At 64.4% G+C, this 17,686-nt stretch carries 13 protein-coding genes; 10 read left to right on the top strand and 3 right to left on the bottom strand.

What is annotated here, in order from left to right; translation table 11 throughout:
- Positions 1-11: 11 nt before the first annotated feature.
- Together AAFG07_RS28650 and AAFG07_RS28645 are read right to left on the bottom strand one after the other, a co-directional pair.
- A complete protein-coding gene (locus AAFG07_RS28650; RefSeq protein WP_342723138.1) occupies positions 12-1,514 on the bottom strand; it encodes a sensor domain-containing diguanylate cyclase in 1,503 nt (500 codons plus the stop codon).
- A 171-nt stretch (positions 1,515-1,685) separates the two neighbouring features.
- Entirely contained in the window at positions 1,686-3,392 is a 1,707-nt protein-coding gene (locus tag AAFG07_RS28645; protein WP_342723137.1) for a methyl-accepting chemotaxis protein, read from the bottom strand.
- Positions 3,393-3,739: 347 nt separating this feature from the next.
- On the opposite strand from AAFG07_RS28645, the gene AAFG07_RS28640 reads away from it, so the two are divergent.
- The 4 genes from AAFG07_RS28640 to AAFG07_RS28625 all read left to right on the top strand — a co-directional run bounded on the left by AAFG07_RS28640 (position 3,740) and on the right by AAFG07_RS28625 (position 10,218).
- The gene (locus tag AAFG07_RS28640; protein ID WP_342723136.1) at positions 3,740-5,122 is read left to right on the top strand and encodes an ethanolamine ammonia-lyase subunit EutB; all 1,383 of its coding nucleotides are present in this window, start codon (positions 3,740-3,742) and stop codon (positions 5,120-5,122) included.
- A gap of 128 nt (positions 5,123-5,250) precedes the next feature.
- Entirely contained in the window at positions 5,251-6,837 is a 1,587-nt protein-coding gene (locus AAFG07_RS28635; RefSeq protein WP_342723135.1) for a B12-binding domain-containing radical SAM protein, read from the top strand.
- Positions 6,838-6,841: 4 nt separating this feature from the next.
- Entirely contained in the window at positions 6,842-7,636 is a 795-nt protein-coding gene (gene eutC / locus AAFG07_RS28630; protein WP_342723134.1) for an ethanolamine ammonia-lyase subunit EutC, read from the top strand.
- A 197-nt stretch (positions 7,637-7,833) separates the two neighbouring features.
- Complete coding sequence (locus AAFG07_RS28625; RefSeq protein ID WP_342723133.1) at positions 7,834-10,218, top strand: MMPL family transporter; 2,385 nt, start codon at positions 7,834-7,836, stop codon at positions 10,216-10,218.
- Positions 10,219-10,297: 79 nt separating this feature from the next.
- On the opposite strand, the gene AAFG07_RS28620 is transcribed toward AAFG07_RS28625, so the two are convergent.
- Positions 10,298-10,801 (bottom strand): hypothetical protein, encoded by a 504-nt coding sequence (locus AAFG07_RS28620; protein WP_207836402.1) that lies wholly within the window; start codon positions 10,799-10,801, stop codon positions 10,298-10,300.
- A gap of 405 nt (positions 10,802-11,206) precedes the next feature.
- Between AAFG07_RS28620 and AAFG07_RS28615 the strand changes: the two genes are divergently transcribed.
- The 6 genes from AAFG07_RS28615 to AAFG07_RS28590 all read left to right on the top strand — a co-directional run bounded on the left by AAFG07_RS28615 (position 11,207) and on the right by AAFG07_RS28590 (position 17,480).
- On the top strand, positions 11,207-11,443 hold the full coding sequence (locus AAFG07_RS28615; protein WP_024579436.1) for a hypothetical protein: 237 nt from the start codon (positions 11,207-11,209) through the stop codon (positions 11,441-11,443).
- A gap of 196 nt (positions 11,444-11,639) precedes the next feature.
- Positions 11,640-12,518, top strand: coding sequence for a squalene synthase HpnC (gene hpnC / locus AAFG07_RS28610; RefSeq protein WP_342723131.1), 879 nt, complete (start codon positions 11,640-11,642; stop codon positions 12,516-12,518).
- The gene (gene hpnD, locus AAFG07_RS28605; RefSeq protein WP_342723130.1) at positions 12,515-13,351 is read left to right on the top strand and encodes a presqualene diphosphate synthase HpnD; all 837 of its coding nucleotides are present in this window, start codon (positions 12,515-12,517) and stop codon (positions 13,349-13,351) included. Before hpnC ends, hpnD begins: the two co-directional genes overlap by 4 nt.
- A complete protein-coding gene (gene hpnE / locus AAFG07_RS28600) occupies positions 13,351-14,601 on the top strand; it encodes a hydroxysqualene dehydroxylase HpnE (protein ID WP_342723129.1) in 1,251 nt (416 codons plus the stop codon). Before hpnD ends, hpnE begins: the two co-directional genes overlap by 1 nt.
- A gap of 165 nt (positions 14,602-14,766) precedes the next feature.
- The gene (gene shc, locus AAFG07_RS28595; protein WP_342723128.1) at positions 14,767-16,728 is read left to right on the top strand and encodes a squalene--hopene cyclase; all 1,962 of its coding nucleotides are present in this window, start codon (positions 14,767-14,769) and stop codon (positions 16,726-16,728) included.
- Positions 16,729-16,799: 71 nt separating this feature from the next.
- Positions 16,800-17,480: a phosphorylase gene (locus tag AAFG07_RS28590; protein ID WP_234600295.1), complete on the top strand. Its 681-nt coding sequence runs from the start codon at positions 16,800-16,802 to the stop codon at positions 17,478-17,480.
- Positions 17,481-17,686 lie beyond the last annotated feature (206 nt).

The raw sequence follows: 17,686 nt of genomic DNA, 5'->3' as shown, positions 1-17,686 counted from the left end.
CGCCATCTCGATCAGGCGACCTGCCGCTTGCCCGATTTGTCCCACCCGATCGGGCTGATGATGACGCGGTCGCGGCCTTCATGCTTGGCTTGATAGAGCGCGAGGTCCGCGGCCTTGAGCAGATCGCGCGATGTGCGCTCGTGATCCGGGACGAGGCAAGACAGTCCGATGCTGACGGTCGGCAACTCATGCTCGGATTCGCGCGCAGCGGTCAGCTTCGCGCGGATCTGCTCGGCAACCTCCAATGCACCCGCTTTGCCAATGCCGGGCAGCAGCACCGAAAACTCCTCGCCGCCGTAGCGCGCGCCGAGATCGGTTGCGCGCTTGGTGCTGGTGGCGATGCACCGTCCCACAGTGGCGAGCACGGCGTCGCCGGCCTGATGGCCGTACGTGTCGTTGAAGGTCTTGAAATGATCGACGTCGATCATCAGAAGCGATACCGGCGACTTTGCGCGCATGCCACGTCGCCATTCGACATCAAGCGTATCGTCGAGGCGGCGGCGGTTGGCGAGGCCCGTCAGCGCATCGGTGTTCGCGAGGTGCGCGAGCCGGCCTTCCGCGGCGGCCCGCCGTTTGAGAGCGGCCAGCAGGTAGAACATCAGGACGATCGAAAAGCCGCAGAGCGTCGCCACCACGCTTCCGATCAGCCAGAGCTGTTGCCACCAATCGGCATAGATGCCGTCGAGCGCGAGGCCCTCGGCGATCAGCAGGGGATGGTGTCCGACCGCCTGAAAGACATAGAGCCGGCTGACATGATCGACGAGCGATTTCGTCATGTAGGAGCCGGATTGCCGTGCCGGGAACTGCTTGAAGACCTGCGAGTCCTTGATGCTTTGCCCGATCTTGCCGATGTCGAACGGTGCCCGCATCAGCATGACGCCATCGGTGTTGAACAACGCCATGCTATCGCCGAGGCCGAAGCTCAGCTTGCGAAACAGATTGTGGAAATAGCTGAGCCGCATGCTGCCCGCGACGACGCCGGCAAAGGACCCGTCGTCATTGCTGATGCGCCGGCTCAGGCTGATCAGATATTCGCCGTCCGAAGTCACCCAGGGAGCGCTGATGAACAGTCCGCTGTCGGCTCGCGCCTGATGCACCTGGAAGAAGTCCCGATCGGCGAAATTTGCGGTCCGCGGCGTCAATGTCCGGGAATCGAGCGTGACGTCTCCCGCCGCATTCAGCACGAGGATCGAGCCGAGATCCTTGGCGGTGGCGGCGCGGTCGAACAGCACGACCTGGCGAAGCTCCGGGCTGATCTTGCCGAGCTCCGGCAGCTTGACGCCGTCGGCGACGGCCTGCAGCGACAGGTCATAGAGCTCGATGTTGCGGTCGATCTCGCTGGCGATGGAGGCGACGAGGTTGGTCGCGCCTTCCTTCGCATGCTGATAGTCCTTGCCGGCCATCTCCCAGAGAATGGACGCGCAGATCGCCGAAAAGCACAAGACGAGACCGATCCCGAGCGCGAGGAGCCGTTTGGTCGGCACCGCCTTCGGCTTTGGCAACAGTCCGTTCATTGCTCGCTTCCACTTCCCCGCGCCCCCGCGCACTTTGACTTTCTATAGGGGCATCAAATTGAGAAAGGCGAGCGCAAGCACGGGCAATTTGCGCCCGCGCGTTGCGATAGTCTTAACCATTCCAGGTTGATCGGAACCCGTTGCGGGGCCTGGACAGATCGGCTGATCCGTTCAGGTTCCGGTCCGTCGCAGGTCCTCGGCAGCGTCGCTGCGCAGGTTGCGGAAGAACTGCTCGACCTCGCGCGACAGCGTCTCGGCGGTTGCGGTCAGGTCGTTCGACGCCGCGAGCACCGATTCCGCCGCCTTGCTGGTCTGGTCCATGTCGTCGCGGAGCGAGCCGACATTCGTCACCAGGGTTTCGTTGCCCTGGGCGGCCATCTGTGCGTTGGCGGAGATTTCGCGCGTGGCTGCATCCTGCTGGCCGATCGCGCTTGCGATGTTGGCGGTGACGTTGCTGATCTCGCGCACCGCCTGGCCGATCTCGCGCACGGCGGCCACCGAGTTGCGGGTCGAGGCCTGGATCAGGCCGACATTTTCGCTGATCTCGGCGGTTGCCTTGGCGGTCTGCCCGGCCAGCGCCTTGACCTCGTGCGCAACGACCGCGAAGCCGCGGCCGGCGTCGCCGGCGCGGGCGGCTTCGATGGTGGCGTTGAGCGCGAGCAGGTTGGTCTGCTCGGCGATCGCCTGGATCAGGTTCAGCACGCCATCGATGCGCTGCGTGGTGGCGGCAAGGCTCTCGATCTCGGTGATCGACCGGTCGGTGCGCGCGCCCGCCTGATCGACCGCGCCGGACGACTGCTTGACCTGGCGGCCGATGTCCTCGACCGAGGCGGAGAGTTCTTCGGCTGCGCTTGCCACCGCAGACACGTTGCTCGAGGCCTGTTCGGTCGCGCCTGCCGCCGCAACGGTCCGGCCGCTGGCGTCCGCCGCGACGGTCGCGATGGTCTGCGCGGTTTGCCGCATCGTCGCAGCGTTGTCGTGCACCGCGCGGAGCACCTCACCGATGGTGCCGCGGAACGTCTCGACGAAGCTTTCGATATGCCGGCCGCGGGCATCGCGGGCTTGGGATTCCTCTATGACTTGCGTGTTCAGGCTGCGATTGCGGTCCATCGCCTCCTGGAAGACCTTGATGGCGCGTGCCAGTGCGCCGATTTCATCGCTGCGCCCGACGTGCGGCACGTCGACATGGTCGGCCCCCTCGGCGACGTGCTTGATGGTCGTGGTGATCTGCGACAGTGGCCGCGCCACCGACCGGGCGATGATCAGCACGCCGAGCACCACCACAATCAGGGCCGCCGCACCGAGCCCGGTCAGCAGCAGCGCCAACTCGCGGTTGGTGTCGGTCTGCTGCGCCAGCTTCTTGCTGCGCTCGGCGTAGACCTTGGACAGCGCCTCGAGATCCTTGTTCAGTGCGGTGCGCACGTCGCGGTTGGCGTCGTTGTCGCCCCACTCACGCCCGGCAGCGGCGCCGATTTCGATGCCGCGGCGGACCAGCTCTTTCCGGAACTCGATGAATTGCTCGATGCGCTTCTTGAACACCGCGAACTCCGCGGCGTCGTCGGCCTGCACCAGCGTCTCCCAATTCCTCACCACGCCGAGGATGCGGTCGTTGAACGCCAGCAGCCCGTCGCCGTATTTCTTCACTGCCGGAGGTTCGGTCGACATGTATATGCCGCGGGATTCCATCACCACCGCGTAAACCAGCGAGTTGACCCGCTCGACATTGAGCGCGGCGCGGCTTGCGAGGTCGACGGCCGCGGTCAGTTCGGCATTGCGCCGCGCGTTGTAGTCGGACAGGACGGTGATGGCTGCGGTCAGCGCCGCGATCAGCGCAAACGTCGAGTACAGCCTGGCAGCAAGCGAGAATCGGGATGCCATTGGAGGTCGGGATGTGGAGATGGGGGATGTGACGGGGGACGGCATTGAGGGCACTCCAAAAGGCCGGGGAGTACCTTCGGCCAATTAAAGCTTATGCAAAATCTTCATGGACAATCTCTTAACACGTGCGTTCTGTGCCGCCGCAACCGTTAAAATCTCTAAATAATACCAATGTCTTATGAGATGCTCCGAGGCGACCGAATGGCGGCGGCTTGCCGTCGTGTTGAATGACGGACCGCCATCATCATCATTCATCAACATCCCCCGGCGCACCGGGCGAAGCTGATGGCACGACTTTCGCAAAGAGGTGCTAGGTTACGCCGTCCCCAGCCTCGACGCGAATCCCCATGCTCTATCGTCACACCATCGACGCCACCAATTATGCATTCGACGATCTGCGCATCCTGCTTGCCAAGGCCTCGCCGCCGCGGTCGGGCGACCGCCTGGCCGGCATCGCGGCCGACAGCGCCGCGGAGATGATCGCCGCGCGGCTGGCGCTTGCCAACGTTCCGCTCAAGCAATTCCTCGATGAGCCGGTCATCCCCTATGAGGACGACGAAGTCACCCGCCTGATCCTCGACAGCCACGACGTTGCCGGCTTCCTGCCGGTGTCGTCGCTCACCGTGGGCGGCTTCCGCGACTGGCTGCTTTCGGATGCCGCCACTGGAGACGCGATCAACCGGATCTCGCGCGGCATCACGCCGGAGATGGTGGCGGCGGTGTCGAAGCTGATGCGCAACCAGGATCTGATCCTGGTTGCGAAGAAATGCGAGGTGACGACCCGCTTCCGCAACACCATCGGCTTGCGCGGGCGCATGAGCACGCGGCTGCAGCCGAATCATCCGTTCGACGATGCCAAGGGCATCACCGCCTCGATCCTCGACGGGCTGCTGCTCGGATCCGGCGATGCCTGCATCGGCATCAATCCGGCGAGCGACGATCCGAACGTCATCGGCACCCTGCTGCGGCTGCTGGACGACGTCATCACCCGGCTCGGGATTCCGACGCAGGGCTGCGTGCTGACCCATGTTACGACCACGCTCGGCCTGATCGGGCAGGGGCTGCCGGTCGATCTCGTGTTCCAGTCGATCGCAGGCACTGAGGCGGCGAACCGCAGTTTCGGCGTCGACCTCTCGTTGCTCCGGGAGGCACGGGAAGCCGGGCTGTCGCTCCGCCGCGGCACGGTCGGCGACAACGTCATGTATTTCGAGACCGGGCAAGGCTCGGCACTGTCGGCCAACGCCCATCACCAGGTCGACCAGCAGACCTGCGAGGCGCGGGCCTATGCGGTGGCGCGGGCCTTCGATCCGCTGCTCGTCAACAGCGTGGTCGGCTTCATCGGTCCGGAATACCTCTATGACGGCAAGGAAATCATCCGCGCCGGGCTCGAGGACCATTTCTGCGGCAAGCTGCTCGGCCTGCCGCTCGGGATCGACGTCTGCTATACCAACCACGCCGAGGCCGATCAGGACGACATGGACAATCTGCTGACGCTGCTTGCGGCGGCCGGCGTGAACTTCATCATGGGCGTGCCGGGCGCCGATGACGTGATGCTGAACTATCAGTCGACATCGTTTCACGATGCGCTCTACGTCCGCGACCTGTTCGGCCTGAAGCGGGCGCCCGAATTCGACGACTGGCTGGCGCGCGTCGGCCTTGCGGGGCGGGATTTCCGCCTCGTTGCCGATGCGGGGCAGCTGCCCGACCTCGCCGCCAGGCTTTTGACCTGACGGGATAGCGAAATTCTGCAGAGCAACTATCTCATCGTTGTGACGTTGGTAAGCGCCACAATGTTGAAGAATTTCTGGCCCAGCGTTCCACGCTATGGTTAGATTTGCGGGTGCTTCGGGGTCGATTGATGAGAGCTGAGGGCATAAAGACAGCACGGCGTATCCTCTGCGTCTTTCCGCGCTATACGTCGTCTTTTGGGACCTTCGAGCACTCCTATCCTCTGACCGACGGCGTCAAGGCGTTCATGCCGCCGCAGGGCCTGCTGCTGATCGCCGCATACCTCCCCGAGAACTGGCAGGTCCGTTTCGTCGACGAGAACCTGCGTCCGGCCGCGGCGGAGGATTTCGAGTGGGCGGAAGCCGTGTTCGTCAGCGGTATGCACATCCAGCGCCAGCAGATGAACGATATCTGCCACCGCGCGCATGACCACGACCTGGTGGTCGCAATCGGCGGCCCATCGGTCAGTGCTTGTCCGGACTACTATCCCTCATTCGACTACCTTCACGTCGGCGAGCTCGGCGATGCGACCAATGAGCTGATCAAGCGTCTGGAGCAGGACACCAGCCGCCCCGACGAGCAGGTGGTGCTGAAGACCATCGACCGCCTGCCCATGACGGAATTCCCGCTGCCGGCCTATGAGCTCGCCGAGACCAAGAAGTACTTCCTCGGCAGCATTCAGTTCTCGTCGGGCTGCCCCTATCAGTGCGAGTTCTGCGACATCCCCGGGCTCTATGGCCGCAATCCGCGGCTGAAGTCGCCGCAGCAGATCATCGCCGAACTCGACAAGCTGCGTGCCTGCGGCGCGACCGACACCGTCTATTTCGTCGACGACAATTTCATCGGCAACCGCAAGGCGGCGAGCGATCTGCTGCCGCATCTGATCGAGTGGCAGAAGCGGACCGGCTATGTCACGCGGCTCGCCTGCGAGGCGACGCTCAACATCGCCAAGCGCCCCGAGATCCTGGAGAAGATGCGCGAGGCCTTCTTCGTGACGATCTTCGTCGGCATCGAGACGCCCGATCCCGACGCGCTGAAGGCCATGCACAAGGATCAGAACATGATGGTTCCGATCCTGGAGGGCGTGCGCACCATCAACTCCTTCGGCATGGAGGTCGTCTCCGGCATCATCATGGGGCTCGATACCGACAAGCCCCAGACCGCTGACGCGCTGCTCTCCTTCGTCGAGGAGTCCCGGATTCCGCTCCTCACCATCAACCTGCTGCAGGCGCTGCCGAAGACGCCGCTGTGGGATCGACTCGAAAAGGCAGGACGGCTGGTCCATGACGAGGGCCGCGACTCCAATGTCGAGTTCCTGCTGCCCTACGAGGACGTGGTCAGTTCCTGGCGCAAATGCATGGAGATCGCCTACCAGCCCGAGAAGCTGTTCGAGCGCTATTTGCATCAATGCAACTACACCTATGCCAACCGCATCAAGGTGCCGGTCAGCCCGGAGATGAAGAGCTGGGCCAACATCCGGCGCGGCTTGATCATGCTGCGCAACATCTTCTGGAAGGTCGGCGTGCTCGGCGACTACAAGCGCGTGTTCTGGAAGTTTGCGCTCGGCCGGCTCAAGCGCGGCGACATCGAAGGGCTGATCTCGGCGACGCTGGTTGCGCATCATCTGATCACGTTTGCGCGCGCAGCCTCCAGCGGCCGGCAGAACGCCTCGAACTACTCGATCCGGTTGCGCGAGGCTTCCGTACCCGCCGAATGACAGCATGACGACACCGCCGGCGCCATCGCCCCCGTCGCTTTCCGATTTGCGCGACCTCACGCCGGCGCGCGTCGGCCTCGGCCGGTTCGGGGCCAGCCTGCCGACCGATGCGCTGCTCTCGTTTACGCTCGATCACGCCCGCGCCCGCGACGCCGTTCACGCGGCCTTCAATGTCAGCGGCATTACGGCCGGTCTTGCCAGCCTTGGCATCACGCCGCGCGAGGTGTCGAGCCAGGCGCCCGTCCGGCGCGACTATCTGCGCCGGCCCGATCTCGGACGCATGCTGGACTCAGCATCGCGGCGGTCGCTGGAAGGGTGCGGCATCACCGCATGCTCCTGCGCGATTGTGATCGGCGACGGCCTGTCGCCGACCGCGGTCAATGTGCACGCCGTCGAATTGATCCGGCATCTCGTGCCGCGGCTTGCGGCCGACAAGATCGACGCTGGTGCGGTGATCGTCGCGTCAGGCGCGCGCGTCGCGCTCGGTGACGAGATCGGCGCCATCGTCGGCGCGCGCATGCTGGTGATGCTGATCGGCGAACGGCCCGGCCTGTCAGCGCCGGACAGCCTTGGCGCCTATCTCACCTTCGCGCCGCGGATCGGCCTCACCGATGCCGATCGCAACTGCATCTCCAACATCCACCGTGCCGGCCTGAGCTATCCGGAAGCCGCATTCAGGATCGCGTGGCTTGTGCGCGAGGGGCTGGCGCGCCAGATCACCGGGGTCGCGTTGAAAGATGAAAGCGGCGGTGGATCGTCACAGAATGCGCTTCCAGGGTGTGACAAATCAGATACTTAATAGTGGGGATCAACGGTTCCCCGCCGATTTGGTTCTACCCTCGCGCTTGCGAGCAAAGGTGCAGACAGGTAAAACACGCGCCGGTCAATATTCGCGTGTTTTCAAGGACTAGCGCCGATAAGCCGCGCTCACCCGCCTCATTCGCGCCCCTCGACCCAAGCTAGACAGATTGAGCCGTTTTCAGAACTGGACAGGGCATGCTCGAAAAGAACTCCGAAAGTCAGGTCCACGTCGAGAAGGTCGAAGAACCGCGGACGGGCCCCAGCATCGCGTTCGGGATCGAGCGTCTCGGCCTGATCCCGATGCGGGCGCCGATCCTGTCCTGCATCGTGCTCGTCCTGTTGCTGATCGGTGCGGTGTTCGGCGTGCATCGGATCAAGATCGACGATTCGCTGTCGCAGCTGTTCCGTTCCGAATCCAAGGACTACAAGCAATATGAGGCGGTGACCAAGCGCTTCCCGGCGACCGAGTTCGACGTCCTCGTCGTGGTCGAAGGCAAGACGCTGCTCGAACGCGACAATCTCGGCAAGCTCCGTGACATGGTCACAGACCTGCAGCTCGTCGAGGGCGTGCGCGGCTTGGTGTCGCTGTTCTCGGCACGCCAGGCGCCGGAGCCCGGCAAGCTGCCGGCGGCGCTATTCCCGAATGAACTCCCCGAGGGCGCGGCCTACGACAAGTTCGTCGAGACCGTCAAAAGCAACGAGATCATCCGCGGCAAGCTGTTGTCGGAGGACGGCACGCTCGCGCTGGTCGTGCTGTCGCTCGAGCCGGAGGTGGTCGGCAGCAACAAGCTCAGCAAGGTGGTCGGCGACATCAGGAAGATCATGGCCGACGATCTCAGCGGCAGCGGGCTCAATGCCCAGCTGTCCGGCGTGCCGGTCATGCAGCTCGAGATCCGCAATGCGGTCGAGCGCGACGGCCTGACCTACAACATCCTCGGCATCCTCGCCGGCTGCGTCATCGCCATCATCTTCTTCCGCAAGATATCCTTCATGGTGGCGGCGGCGTTCCCGCCGATGATCGCGATCCTGCTCGCGCTTGGCGGCCTCGGCTGGGCCAATTTCAATCTCAACATGTTCCTCAACGTGATGACGCCGCTCATCATGGTGATCAGCTTCTCCGACTCGATGCAGCTGACATTCGCGGCACGCGACCGGCTGATCGCGGGCCAGGACAAGTTCACCGCGTTCAAGAACGCGGTGCTGGTGGTCGGCCCGGCCTGCGTGCTGACGCACGGTACGGCGGGCATTTCCTTCATTGCGCTACAGTTCTCGGATTCCGACCTGATCCGCAAGTTCGGCGAGGCCGGGCTTGCGGCGACCATCATCGCGCTGGTCGCGGTGCTCTCGCTGGTGCCGGTGTTCGGCATCCTGCTGGTGCGCAACGAGAAGGTCTTCGCGGTCAAGTTCCAGAGTGCGGACGCCGGCGTGCAAGCGCTGCGCAATTTCTGCTACTGGATCGCGGTGCGGATGGTCGGCCGTCCCGGGTTGTTCAGCCTGCTTGCGCTGATCGTCGTCGGCGGCCTCGGCATCATCTACGCCAATCTCGAGCCGCGTTACCGGCTCGCCGACCAGGTGCCGGACAAGCGGCAGGCGGTGGAGGCGTCGAGCCGGCTCGACGCCAAGCTGACCGGCGCCAATCCGGTCGATGTGCTGATCGAATTTCCCAAGGGCCAATCGCTCTACTCGCCGGAGACGCTGAAGACGATCGCCGACGTTCATGCGATGGTCGAGGACAGCGCCGGCGTCGGCAACGTCTGGTCGCTGGAAACCCTGCGGCGCTGGCTCGCCGAGAAGGCCGGCAGCAACGATGTCGCCACGCTGAAGGAATATGTCAGCGTGATTCCCGAGCATCTCGTGCGCCGCTTCATCTCGAAGGATCAGGATGCCGTCGTGGTGTCGGGCCGTGTCCCGGATCTCGATTCGAGCCAGCTGCTTCCGGTGGTCAACAAGCTCGATCATTCGCTGGACAAGGTGCGCGCCGAGCATCCCGGCTACGAGATCGCGGTCACCGGCCTGTCGGTGATTGCCGCGCGCAACAGCGCCAACATGATCGAGAAGCTCAACCGCGGCCTCACCGTGGAGTTCGCGCTGGTCGCGATCTTCATCGGGCTCGCGTTCCGCTCGGTCGTGGTGATGTTCTCCTGCATCCTGCCCGGCATCTTCCCGGTGGTGCTGTCAGGCACGGTGCTGTGGCTGCTCGGGGAGGGGCTGCAATTCGCCAGCGTGGTGGCATTGACCGTGTCGTTCGGCCTCGGCCTCAGCGCCACCATCCACTTCCTCAATCGCCTGCGGCTGGAGACCAAGCCCGGTGTCACGCCGGAGCTTGCGGTGGAGCGCGCCACGGTGCTGGTCGGTCCCGCGCTGATCCTGACCACGGTGGTGCTGGCCTGCGGCCTCGTCGTCACCGTGTTCTCCGACCTGCCGTCGCTGCGGCTGTTCGGCTGGCTCAGCGCGTTCTCGATGGTCGCGGCCCTGGTCGCGGACCTCTTCATCCTGCGGCCGACCTCAATGTTCCTGATCAACCTGTCGCAAAAGCTGCGCGGCAAGGGCGGGCAACCGGCGCCGATCGAGAAGGCTTGATTGATCGAAAATAAAAGGCCCGGTTCCGGGGCGTTCGGAACCGGGCCTTTTTATTGGCCGGCGAAATCGGTCGGGAACGTCAGGTCTTCGTCATCGTGATCGTGACGCCGCGGATCTCACCCTTGGAATCGATCTGCACGACCTGCTTGGAGCCGTTGGTCTGCAGGTTCAGGTTGGCGGCAAAGCCGGAGGCCTCGACGAACACGTCGATCCGCCCGCCGCCTGCGGTGCCCTGCAAATTACCGAAGATGTTGCGGCTTGCCTCGCTCCAGTTGCCGGAGATCCGGTCGCCCTGGCTGGTGACGTCGCTGGAGAGGTCGAACTTGTAGCTGTCGCTGGCGCAATGCAGCGACTGCTTCAGGTTCATGCCCGATGGCGCGACCTTGTAATCCGCCTTGCAACGAATCCGTTCGGTCGTGCCGTTGGACAACGCCACCGTGCCCGTTCCGGTCCACGAGCCGGCAAAACCGGCAAACGGACCGTTGGCCTGGGCATGGACCGCGGAGGCCGACAGCATCAGTGCGGCGCCGACGCCCACGGCTCTGAGGGCCTGACCATAAAGGCTGGAACCAAACAGTTTCATTGTGAATTTTCCCATCAAAATCAACGCTTCTTTCGCAAGAAAGCGTCTCGCCGCATCGAAGGTTTAGTGTCACCCAAGAATGTTAGGTTCAAACGACAGAAGCGGCGTGCGCGAGCCCAGTTGTCATCGAACAGAATCAGAAACCATTGGCCTCATGATGGCATGTAGCTTTGCGCGAGTATGATCCGCAATACCCAAACGCGACAAAGTGATGGCATGAATCCTTGTGTTAAATCAATGGCTTAATCGGGGGTTTACAGCGCCGCAAATTTAGCCGCATTTAGCAGTGCTTGTCGTCAATCCGTTGCCGCGTTACGTGGCGTCTGCAATCCCCAAAATCCGTCCCGGCCATGCCGAAACGCGTTTCGGGAACAGATTTTCTGCTGTCGGAAATGAAGGAATACGATGCGTAAATTTCTCCTGGCTGTTGCCCTGTTGTCGATCCCGCTCTCGTCTAGCGCCTTCGCCCAGCAGCAAGGGCGCGGTACGCCCGATGAGCAGAAGGCCTGCACGCGCGACGTGCAGCGTCACTGCCGCGCCGTGATCGATCAGGGCGACTTCACCATCCTCGCCTGCCTGCAGCAGAACCGCAGCAAGATCAGCGCCGCCTGCGACCAGGTGCTGAAGACCCACGGCCAATAAGACCGAATTCAGGTCTCAAGGGACCGCTATCAATGCCGCGGCTGGCAGCCATGCCGGCCGCGGTTACATATGCTGGCGGTCACAGATAGCATTGGTTTTGGTGGCGTATTCCCCTATATGGGGCTCGCAAATCCCCCGCATGCGCCTGACCGTCCGCGCCTGCGTCGTGCCATGACCAGTGTAGCCCAAATTTCCCATGACCACCGCGAGCGACCTGCGATCCGGAAAGACCCACCGCGACGAGAATTTTCCGGTCGCGTCGTGGATCATTCATCCGCGGCATCGTGCCCTGATCCTGGCCTTCTATAATTTCGTCCGCACCGCCGACGATATCGCCGATCACGCCACGCTGCCCGCCGAAGAGAAGCTGCGCTATCTCGACCTCATGGAGGCCGAGCTGCTCGGCAATGGCGATAGCCAGAAGGAGGCCGTCAGCCTGCGCCGCGCCTTTGCCGAGCGCGGCATGCCGCCGCGGCACGCACTCGACGTGCTGGTAGCGTTCCGCCTCGACGTCACCAAGTTGCGTTACGAGAACTGGGAGGACGTGATCGACTATTGCCGGTACTCGGCGATGCCTGTCGGGCGCTTCATGCTCGACGTCCATGGCGAGGACACCTCGACCTGGGCAGCGTCGGATGCGCTCTGCGCTGGCCTGCAGATCAACAATCATCTCCAGGATTGCGGCAAGGACTACCGCAACCTGAACCGCGTCTATCTGCCGCGCGATGCGCTGGCCGCTACGGGTGCGACCGTCGAGATGCTCGGCGAGGCGAAGTCGCAGCCGGCCCTGCTCAAATGCCTGCAGGCGCTGGCGCTGCGCACCGCGGCGCTGCTCGACCAGAGCAAGTCGCTCGCCGCCGAAGTGAAGGATTTCCGGCTCGGGCTCGAGATATCGGTGATCCAGGCGTTTGCCGACAAGATCGTCAACCTGCTTAAGGTGCGCGATCCGCTCAGCGAGCGCGTGCATCTGAGCCCGGTCGAATTGCTGCTGCAGAGCCTCGGCGGCGTCGCCGGCGAAACCGCGCGGCGGGCGATCGGACGGCGGGCGGTCTCCAAGACGGCGGCAGGGGCATGAGTGCTGAGGCGGCGGCCAACGCAAATTATGGAAGCACCGCGTCGGGCAGCTCGTTCTATGCCGCGATGCGCATCCTGCCGCACGCGCAGCGCGAGGCGATGTTCCAGATCTACAGCTTCTGCCGGCAGGTCGACGACATCGCCGATTCCGACGGTCCGCGGCCGGAGCGCCTGGCCGCCTTGCAGCGGTGGCGCGAAGATATCGATGCGCTCTATGCGGGGCATCCGCCGGAGCGGCTGAGGGACTATGTCGCGTCGGTGAAGGCCTTCGGCCTGAAGCGCGAGGATTTCGTCGCGATCGTCGACGGCATGGAGATGGACGTGCCGCAGGACATCCGCGCGCCCGATCTTGCGACGCTCGATTTGTATTGCGATCGCGTCGCGAGCGCGGTCGGCCGGCTGTCGGTGCGCGTGTTCGGCCTGCCCGAGGAGGACGGCATCCAGCTCGCCTACCATCTCGGCCGCGCGCTGCAGCTCACCAACATCCTGCGCGACATCGACGAGGATGCCGGTCTCGGCCGGCTCTATCTGCCGCGCGAATGGCTCTGGCACGCCGGCATCACCAACAATGATCCGGCCCGCGTCACCGCCGACCGCGCGCTGCCGAAAGTATGCGCGCCGCTTGCCGAGCGCGCCAAGATGCACTTCCAGAAGTCCGACGAGATCATGAAGCGCAATTCGCGCCGCGCCGTGCGCGCGCCGCGGATCATGTCGAAATACTACCGCGCGATCCTCGATCTCCTGATCGCGCGAGGCTTCGCCGCTCCGCGTGAGCCGGTGCGTGTGTCCAAGGCAGCCAAGATCGGCATTCTTCTTCGTTACGCGATCATCTGATGCAAAAGACCGTTCATATCATCGGTGCCGGTATTTCCGGCCTCTCCGCGGCCGTGCGGCTCGCCAATGGCGGCTACAAGGTTGCCGTCCACGAGGCGACGCAGCAGGCCGGCGGCCGCTGCCGCTCCTATTTCGACGCCGCCACCAATCTCACCATCGACAACGGCAACCATCTGCTGCTGTCGGGCAACCGCCACGCGCTAAGCTACGCGCGTTCGATCGGCACCGAGGCCGGCCTCGTGGGACCTGCGCGCGCGCAGTTTCCGTTCGTCGATCTGGCCACCGGCCAGCGCTGGCAGCTCGATCTCGGCGATTCCCGCCTGCCGCTGTGGGTGTTCGACGAGGCGCGCCGCGTCCCCGACACGACCTTGCGCGATTATCTCGCATTGGCGCCGCTGGCCTGGGCCGGCACCGAGGCGCTGGTCGGCAACACCATTCCCTGCAAGGGCACGCTGTATGACCGCCTGGTGCAGCCGCTGCTGCTCGCCGCGTTGAACGTCGATCCGCCGGAGGGCTCGGCCGGGCTTGCCGGCGCCATCGTGCGCGAGACGCTGCTCGCCGGCGGGCAGGCCTGCCGTCCGCTGATCGCGCGCGACGGCCTGAGCTCGGTGCTGATCGAGCCGGCCGTGAAGCTGTTGCAGGAGCGGGGCCACAGCGTCCAGTTCAGTCACGAATTGCGTACGCTTGGCATGTCGGGTGATCGCATCGGTGAGCTCGACTTCGGCGGTGGCGACAAGATCGCGCTGGCGGCCGACGATGCCGTGGTGCTCGCGGTGCCGCCGCGCGCGGCCGCAACCCTGCTGCCCGGCCTGAAAACCCCGACCAGATTCCGCGCCATCGTGAACGCGCATTTCCGCGTCGATCCGCCGCGCGACGCTGCGCCCATTGTCGGCGTGGTCGGCGGCCTCGTGGAGTGGCTGTTCGCGTTCCCGCAGCGGCTTTCGGTGACGATCAGCAACGGCGACCGCCTGGTCGACATGCCGCGCGAGGAGCTCGCGCAGGCGATCTGGAGGGACATCTGCAAGGCATCCGGCGTTTCCGGCGACCTGCCGCCGTGGCAGATCGTGCGCGAGCGCCGCGCCACATTTGAGGCGACGCCGGAGCAGAACGCCCTGCGTCCGGGGCCCGCGACGGCGCAAAAAAACCTGTTCCTTGCCGGCGACTGGACTGCTACCGGGTTGCCGGCAACCATCGAGGGGTCGGTGCGGTCGGGTGATCGCGCCGCAGATCTGGTTCTGGCCAGGCGTTAGATTCGACCTGTTGGAGCGTTTTCGAGCGAGGTGGTTACCGGTTCGCGTGAAGAAAACGCGACCAAACAAACGGACAAGAGCGTGATCCGATGCAATCGGACCATGCTCTGGAGCGGGCCGCGGCTTTCGATCAGCCGGTCCGCAATGAAGAGGATATCGAGCGAAATGCTTTCGAGAAATCACAGCGTCGCAGTCGATCCGGTCGCGCTGGAGAAGAGCATCTCCAAGGCAACCGAAGCGCTGCTCGGCTATCGCCAGTCCGACGGGCACTGGATATTCGAGCTCGAGGCCGACAGCACCATTCCGGCCGAGTACATCCTGCTGCGTCACTATCTGGCCGAGCCCGTCGACGCCGCGCTCGAGGCCAAGCTCGGCAACTATCTGCGCCGCGTCCAGGGCGCGCATGGCGGCTGGCCGCTGGTGCATGACGGCCCGTTCGACATGAGCGCCAGCGTGAAGTCGTACTTCGCGCTGAAGATGATCGGCGATTCCGTCGACGCGCCGCACATGGTGCGGGCGCGCGAGGCGATCCGTTCGCGCGGCGGAGCCTCGGGCAGCAACGTGTTCACGCGCTTCCTGCTCGCGCTCTATGGCGTCGTGACCTGGCGCGCGACGCCGGTGCTGCCGATCGAGATCATGCTGCTGCCGATGTGGTCGCCGTTCCACATCAACAAGATCTCCTACTGGGCGCGCACCACCATGGTGCCGCTGATGGTGCTCGCCGCGCTGAAGCCGCGCGCCAAGAATCCGAAGGGCGTCGGCATCGACGAACTGTTCCTGGAGGATCCGAGATCAGTCCGCATGGCGCCGAAGGCGCCGCATCAGAGCGCGAGCTGGTTCTATCTGTTCCGCTCGCTCGACGCCGTGCTGCGCGTGATCGAGCCGATGTTTCCGAAGCGCCTGCGCCAGCGCGCGATCGACGCCGCGCTCGCCTTCACCGAAGAGCGGTTGAACGGCGAAGACGGCATGGGCGCGATCTATCCGCCGATGGCCAACATCGTCATGATGTATGAGGCTCTCGGCAAGGACGAGGATTTCCCGCCGCGCGCCGTCACCCGCCGCGGCATCGACAAGCTGCTCGTGATCCGCGACGACGAGGCCTATTGCCAGCCCTGCGTCTCGCCGGTGTGGGACACCGCGCTGACCTGTCATGCGCTGCAGGAAGCGGGCGGCGAGGATACGCTCGCCAAGGCCAAGCAGGGCCTCGACTGGCTGAAGCCGCGCCAGGTGCTGGAGCTGAAGGGCGACTGGGCGGTCAAAGCGCCGGATGTCCGCCCCGGCGGCTGGGCGTTCCAGTACAACAACGATCACTATCCCGATCTCGACGACACCGCCGTGGTCGTGATGGCGATGGACCGCGTGCGGCGTCATAGCGGAACCAGGGAATATGACGAGGCGATCGCGCGCGGCCGCGAGTGGATCGAGGGGCTGCAGAGCCGCGACGGCGGCTGGGCGGCGTTCGACGCCAACAACCTCGAATATTACCTCAACAACATCCCGTTCTCCGATCACGGCGCCTTGCTCGATCCGCCGACCGAGGATGTCACGGCGCGCTGCATCTCGATGCTGGGCCAGCTCGGCGAGACCGCGGAGAGCAACAAGGCGATGGCCGACGGCGTTGCCTATCTGCGCCGCACCCAGCTGGCCGAGGGCTCCTGGTACGGCCGCTGGGGCCTGAATTACGTCTACGGCACCTGGTCGGTGCTCTCCGCGCTAAATGTCGCAGGGGTCGATCGCAACGACCCGATGATTCGGAAAGCGGTCGATTGGCTGGCGTCAGTCCAGAATCAGGACGGCGGCTGGGGCGAGGACGCCGTCAGTTACCGGCTGGATTACAAGGGTTATGAAGTTGCGCCGTCGACCTCCTCGCAAACGGCATGGGCCTTGCTTGGATTGATGGCGGCCGGAGAGGTCGAAAATCCCGCCGTTGCGCGGGGGGTGGAGTACCTAAAGGCAACACAGACGGAAAAAGGGCTGTGGGACGAGCAGCGATACACAGCTACGGGGTTTCCGCGGGTATTTTACTTGCGATATCATGGCTACTCGAAGTTCTTTCCGCTCTGGGCGCTGGCGCGGTATCGGAATTTGAGAAGCACCAATAGCAGGGTGGTAGGGGTCGGGATGTGATTGTTGAGGCGGGGGCCGCCGAGACCGTGGGCAGTAGAATTGATCCTCGGCCGGTATTGATTGTGACTGGATTGGTGCAGGAGGCCCGCATCGCAGCCGGTCCCGGCATGATCGTGATCTGCAGCTCGAGCGATCCGCAGCAGCTGCGTGAATTGCTGGCGACGCTGGATCCGACGAGCTTCCGTGGCGTGATTTCGTTCGGCGTGGCCGGCGGGCTCGATCCGTCGCTGAAGTCGGGCGACGTCGTGGTCGCGACCGAAGTGATGTCCGGCGATACCCGTTTCCTGGCCGCATCCGCCCTGAACGAAGAGATGATCGCGAGCGCCGCGCTGAAGCGCCGCCGGATCGTCCGCGGCGGGCTTGCCGGCGTCGAACAGGTGATCGCGGCGAAGGCCTGCAAGGCCGCCCTGCGCTCGATGACGGGCGCAGCCGCAGTCGACATGGAAAGCCACATCGCGGCAGCCTATGCCGCCAAGGCGGGCGTTCCGTTCGCCGCGCTGCGCGTGATCAGCGATCCCGCGCACCGGGCGCTGCCCGAGCTTGCGAAATCCGCGGTGAAGCCGAACGGCGACATCGACCTGCGCAAGGTGCTGCGCGGCATCGTGCGCAATCCGCGGACGCTGCGGGCGCTGGTGTCGACCGGAATCGATTTCAATCGCGCGCTGCGCTCGCTGCGCAGCTGCCGCGGCTTCCTGCTCGGCAGCGACGTGCTGATGCCGGTGGACGACGTCCTGGTGGCGAAGGCGGCCTGATCCAGCTGTCCCGGGCCGGGACGGCGCCGCACCAGACTCAAAACAATCAAGCCCAAAATAAAGGCCCGATCGCATCGCGATCGGGCCTTTTGCTTTGGTGCCTGATGGTTTGGTTCGATGTCACGCCGGTCCGGGTTCTGGGCGTTCAGCGGGCGATTTGCCGGGCGTGCATTTGCCGGCTTGCGGGTGACGCCGAGGCCTGTTCC

Source organism: Bradyrhizobium sp. B097 (genome assembly GCF_038957035.1).
In the GTDB taxonomy this organism is placed as follows: Bacteria; Pseudomonadota; Alphaproteobacteria; order Rhizobiales; family Xanthobacteraceae; genus Bradyrhizobium.
Note: the sequence above shows the minus strand (reverse complement) of the source record. Positions and strands in the feature narration are given on the sequence as shown.